This is a genomic window from Halobacillus rhizosphaerae (genome assembly GCF_046719735.1).
In the GTDB taxonomy this organism is placed as follows: domain Bacteria; phylum Bacillota; class Bacilli; order Bacillales; family Halobacillaceae; genus Halobacillus_B; species Halobacillus_B rhizosphaerae.
In genome coordinates this window covers 249,264-255,263 of record NZ_JAUTWQ010000010.1, presented here as the reverse complement: position 1 = coordinate 255,263, position 6,000 = coordinate 249,264, and the positions used below count along the sequence as shown (strand labels likewise).

Annotated in this window: 4 protein-coding genes; all 4 read left to right on the top strand. The window is 45.2% G+C overall.

Translation table 11 applies throughout. The annotated features are described in order from the left end of the window. The first annotated feature begins 503 nt into the window (after window positions 1-503). A complete protein-coding gene (secA, locus tag Q7A53_RS12745; protein WP_411789553.1) occupies window positions 504-3,020 on the top strand; it encodes a preprotein translocase subunit SecA in 2,517 nt (838 codons plus the stop codon). A gap of 193 nt (window positions 3,021-3,213) precedes the next feature. Continuing rightward, window positions 3,214-4,318 (top strand): peptide chain release factor 2 gene (prfB, locus tag Q7A53_RS12740; protein ID WP_411789552.1). Its coding sequence is split into 2 segments (ribosomal slippage): window positions 3,214-3,285 and window positions 3,287-4,318, totalling 1,104 coding nucleotides; the frame shifts between segments, so codons are not numbered across the junction. 211 nt (window positions 4,319-4,529) lie between these two features. Continuing rightward, a complete protein-coding gene (locus tag Q7A53_RS12735) occupies window positions 4,530-5,396 on the top strand; it encodes a YitT family protein (protein WP_411789561.1) in 867 nt (288 codons plus the stop codon). A 55-nt stretch (window positions 5,397-5,451) separates the two neighbouring features. Then, window positions 5,452-5,856, top strand: a complete 405-nt coding sequence (locus tag Q7A53_RS12730; protein ID WP_411789551.1) for a c-type cytochrome — start codon at window positions 5,452-5,454, stop codon at window positions 5,854-5,856. Window positions 5,857-6,000 lie beyond the last annotated feature (144 nt).

The following is a 6,000-nucleotide window of genomic DNA, read 5'->3' as shown; positions in this document are numbered from 1 at the left end:
AGTCCTGTGCAATATCGTGAAAAACTTCAAGAAATAGCTTAATTACATAGTGTCCAAATATAAGGGGTCACTTCAAAAGCCTGAGGAAGCTCACCGTCCGCCCATGGAAAGTGCACAAATGCGGAATCGCCCTGGTAGACACGACACGCATAAGCAGAAACATCAAAAGGGATGCGCCCTATCATTCCGTTGATGTTTCTGCTTATGACGCGAGGGTCTGGGCGATGCAGCTGGCCGAGTTATTTCCCTGACCTCTAAGCGCTATTACCCGTAACGGAAATCTTCAATATGCCTAAAAACAGAGACTTCATAAAATAGGAGGTTTAGTGAAATATGGAACTCCCTCAACTTTTATAACTAACAGCTTTCACTCTCATCAAATCACCATCAGACGCGCATTTAAACCACAGTCGTTTTGTTGTCAGCACACTTCCCTTAATGTTATGATAAGGAGTGGATTATACTACTCAACCGAATTGGGAAACAATAGAGGAGCGGTTGCAATGCTTGGAACTTTAAAGAAAATTTTTGGCGATGGAAACACCCGCCAACTGAAACGTCTAGAGAAGATGGCAGAGAATATAGATGCCTTAGAAGCCGAATATGAGAAACTGTCCGATGATGGACTTCGCGAGAAAACAGAAGAATTTAAGAACCGCTATGCTAAAGGCGATTCATTAGAAGATTTACTAGTAGAAGCTTTTGCGGTAGTTCGCGAAGGCTCTAAACGTGTGCTTAAAATGCGTCCATTTAAAGTCCAGCTGCTGGGAGCCATTGCTCTGCATGAAGGGAACATTGCAGAGATGAAAACCGGGGAAGGGAAAACCCTTGCTTCTACCTTGCCAGCATACTTGAACGCACTTACAGGTAAAGGCGTACACATTATTACCGTCAACGATTACCTGGCGAGCCGTGATGCGAGAGAGATGGGCGAACTGTTTCAATTTTTGGGACTAACCGTTGGCTTGAATTTAAACGGGATGTCGAAGGAAGAAAAACGGGAAGCTTATGCGGCGGATATCACCTATGGTACGAATAACGAATTTGGTTTCGACTACCTTCGTGACAATATGGTGTTATACAAGGAACAGATGGTACAGCGTCCATTACACTTTGCGATTATTGATGAGGTAGACTCGATTTTAATTGATGAGGCCCGTACCCCGTTGATCATTTCGGGTACAGCATCGAAATCAGCGGACTTGTACCAAACGGCGAATTCTTTCGTCCGTCTGCTCGAACAAGATGAAGATTTCACCTATGATGTGAAAACGAAAAATGTCCTGCTGACCGAAGAAGGCATTAATAAAGCTGAGCGCTTTTTTAAGATTGAAAATTTATTTGATTTGGCCAATGTGACATTAATTCACCATATTAACCAGGCCCTTAAAGCTCATACGAGCATGTTAAAGGATACGGATTATGTAGTGGATGATGGAGAAGTAGTAATCGTTGACCAATTTACCGGCCGTTTAATGAAAGGGCGCCGTTATAGTGACGGTCTGCACCAGGCCATTGAAGCAAAAGAAGGTTTGCAAATTCAAAATGAAAGCATGACGCTTGCTTCCATTACCTTCCAGAACTTGTTCCGTATGTATGAAAAGCTTTCCGGTATGACCGGTACAGCGAAGACGGAGGAAGAAGAATTTCTGAACATTTATAATATGAGGGTTATTGTCATTCCTACGAACCGGGATATTGTACGTGATGATAAACCAGACCTTGTCTATAAAACGATGGATGGAAAGTTCAAAGCGGTCGTGCAAGACATTAAAGAGCGCCATGAAAATGGCCAGCCGGTACTGGTTGGTACCGTGGCAGTGGAAACTTCTGAAATCATTTCGAGGTATTTGGATAAAGCAGGCGTTCCCCATAATGTTTTGAACGCCAAAAACCACTTCCGCGAGGCGGAAATTATTGAAAATGCCGGACAAAAAGGGGCAGTAACGATTGCCACTAACATGGCCGGCCGTGGTACAGACATTAAGCTTGGCGAGGGAGTAACCGATGTCGGTGGTCTTGCCGTTATTGGTACGGAGCGTCACGAATCCCGCCGGATTGATAACCAGCTCCGTGGTCGTTCAGGACGTCAAGGGGATCCAGGTATGAGTCAATTTTATCTGGCGACTGATGATGAATTAATGCGCCGCTTTGCTTCTGATAATATGCGCAATATGATGGAGCGTCTCGGCATGGATGATTCGCAGCCAATCGAAAGTAAAATGATCTCAAGAGCCGTCGAATCTGCCCAAAAAAGGGTGGAAGGTAACAACTTTGACGCTCGTAAAACGATTCTTTCCTATGATGATGTTCTTCGTCAGCAGCGTGAAGTCATTTATAAACAGCGCTTTGATGTATTAACTTCCGATAATCTGCGTGAAATTATTGAGCAAATGATTGAACGAGCTGTTCAGCGTAGTGTCGAGGCCCATACTTCGGATGAAGAAGAGGAGAACTGGGAGCTTGATTCTATTGTGGATTATGTGAGAGCGAACCTGCTTTTTGAAGGCGACATTACAGTAAAAGACTTGCAAGGCAAAGATCCAGTCGAAATGCAGGAGGCCATCCTTGAAAAAGTGAAAATGCGCTACGACGAGAAGGAAGAAGAGCTTACCGAAGAACAAATGCGTGAGTTTGAAAAAGTTATCCTTCTTCGTACGGTCGATCAGAAATGGATGGATCACATTGACCAGATGGATCAGCTTCGTCAGGGAATTCACCTGCGTGCCTATGGACAAAACGATCCATTGCGCGAGTATCAGTTTGAAGGCTTCAGCATGTTCGAACAGATGGTATCGACCATTGATGAAGAAGTGGCACGCTATGTGATGAAAGCCCAGATCCGCAACAATTTGGAACGGGAAGAAGTTGCTCAAGGAGCAAAAGCCGTTTCTAACGACGGTGAAGAAAGCAAGGAAAGTAAGAAGCGAACTCCTTTTGTCAAAAAGGACACCGTCGGACGCAATGATCCTTGTCCTTGCGGCAGCGGTAAAAAATATAAAAATTGCCACGGGAAATGATTCAGTGGAGAAGACACTCTCTAGCCGGAGAGTGTCTTCCCTTGTTACGAAGGAATTATGAAAGAAGTAACTGACGCATATTCTTATAAAAAAGTCATCTGCGACTGGCCGACCAGTGATTATTCGGACCCAGTCTGCGGCGCATACTTTTCACTATGGCTATATAATAGAAAATTTTCTAGGAGTGATCGTTATGGATATGGCAGAAATCCGCCATGAACTCAACAATACAGCTAATCGTTTAGCGGACTTCAGGGGGTCTCTTTGACCTCGATCAAAAGAAAACCCGAATCGCTGAATTAGAAGAACAAATGACAGAGCCAGGGTTCTGGGAGGACCAAAACACTGCTCAAAAGGTAATTGATGAAGTGAACGGGCTTAAGTACCTCGTCCACACGCTTGAAGAGCATGAGGAAGACCATGAGAACTTAGAGGTATCCTATGAACTCGTCAAGGAAGAGTATGATGAAGAACTTCACCAGGATCTTGAGGAACAGGTCCAGAAGCTTCGCAAGGATTTGGATCAGTTTGAACTAACGCTGCTTCTCAGTGAGCCTTATGATAAGAACAATGCGATTCTGGAACTTCACCCTGGAGCTGGCGGTACGGAGTCTCAGGACTGGGCGAGTATGCTTCTGCGTATGTATACGCGCTGGGCAGAAAGCAGAGGCTTTTCCGTGGAGACAATGGACTATCTACCTGGAGAGGAAGCCGGCGTGAAGAGTGTGACCCTGCTGATTAAGGGGCACAATGCTTACGGTTATTTAAAAGCGGAGAAAGGCGTGCACCGTTTAGTGAGAATTTCTCCGTTTGATTCATCAGGCCGCCGTCATACGTCGTTTGTTTCGTGTGAAGTGATGCCTGAATTCAATGATGAAGTAGAAATTGATGTCCGGACCGAAGATTTGAAAATTGATACCTACCGCTCAAGCGGTGCCGGCGGTCAGCACGTCAACACGACCGATTCGGCAGTGAGGATTACTCACTTGCCTACGAACACGGTCGTCACCTGCCAGTCTGAACGTTCTCAGATAAAGAATAGGGATCAAGCGATGAAAATGCTGAAATCCAAGCTTTATCAGCTGGAAATTGAACGCCAGCAGCAGGAACTGGATGACATCCGCGGCGAACAGAAAGAGATCGGTTGGGGCAGTCAAATTCGTTCCTATGTTTTCCATCCCTATTCTATGGTGAAGGATCACCGCACGAATATGGAAGTGGGCAACACCCAGGGCGTCATGGATGGCGACCTTAACAAATTTATCGATGCTTACCTTCGTTCACAAATGGATGCATAAGGCAGCCAGGCTTTCACGGTTATACGTGGGAGCCTTTTCTATGCAGTTCGCCTGAGAATGAATCGCTTCCTTTCGTGGCAGGCTATTACTCAACAGCAGTGCTTTACTGCATTAACACGTCATTTCGCTCTCATTTACAGGCTTATCGCCTAGTGTTATACTCCTATCGGCTTATGTGAAACGTTAAACAGGAGGGAACTGCATCATGATGATGGCAAAAAAATACCGAAGAGAGCCGATGCCGCCAAAAATGCGAGAAGCAATCGATTTTGCACTCGTTATTGTCGGGTCTTTTTTTGTGGCACTTGCATTTAATATATTTTTACTACCGAACAATATTGCTTCCGGGGGAGTAGCCGGGATCAGTACGATTACCAAAGGAGTCTTCGGCTGGGAACCGGGAGTTGTTCAATGGATTTTAAACATTCCGTTATTTATTATTGGTGTCTCAATCTTGGGCAAGAATTTCGGCATTAAGTCCTTTGTAGGGACGCTCCTGCTGCCTGCCTTTGTTATTCTTACCAGCAGTCTGGAGCCGGCCACGCCAAATCCGCTTCTCGGTGCTATTTTTGGCGGTATGGGAGTTGGCTTAGGACTTGGAATCGTATTCCGAGGACGGGCTTCGACGGGTGGAATCGATCTCGCTGCCCAGGTGCTGCACAAATTCACCCACTTTCCGCTGGGCATTAGTGTGGCAATGCTGGATGGAATGATTGTGCTCACTTCGGCAATTGTATTTTCCGTAGAAGAAGGCTTATACGCTCTGATCGGATTATTTGCCACCAGCCGGACCATCGATTTTGTCCAGGTCGGTTTCAGCACTTCAAAAAATGTGATGATTATTACCGAGGATGTAGAAAAAGTAAGAAGCGCCATTTTGCATGAAATTGACCGTGGGGTAACCGTATTAAGCGGTGCCGGCGGCTATACCGAAAAAGAACGCCAGGTCATTATGTGTGTGGTGCAGCAGAATGAATTCATTAAATTGACACAAACTGTCAAAGTGATTGATCCTGGGGCATTTGTCGTGGCTATGAACGCTTCTGAGGTGCTTGGCGAGGGTTTCAAAACGTCTTGACTAGGTTATAATATCTCTGTGTTATCCGATAATTACAGAGCTAGGGGGAACACTATTGAAGAAACTATTATTTGCACTACTTCTTACCGTACTGTTAGTTCTTAGCGCCTGCAGCGGCGGAGGGGATGAGGGTGGATCTGGTTCCAATGATCAGTCTGACCAAACCTCTCAGGATGATTCTTCTCAAGGGAGTAAGGATAGCTCCGGAAACGGGGACCAAGCGAGTTCAGATGTGGATGCGAAGGCAGCTAAAGAAGCATTCGAACAAAACGGCTGCATTAGCTGCCACGGCAATGACCTGGGCGGCGGATACGGACCTTCGTTACAAAAAGTCGGCGCCAAGTATTCAGCTGATGACATCCAGAACATTATTAAAAACGGAAAAAATGGTATGCCGCCTCAATCTGTTGGAGACTCTGACCGCGAATTGATCGCCAGCTGGCTAGCCGCTAAGAAGTAACTTATACTTAGGAAAAGCCCGACTCTCGTGAGTTGGGTTTTTTTATATAGGAAAAAAGAAGGGGTTCTAAGAAATTTGACGAATCTTATCAATGTAAGTAACTTTATGAAACACAAATGTAATATTTTTATGTCTAAAAAAATA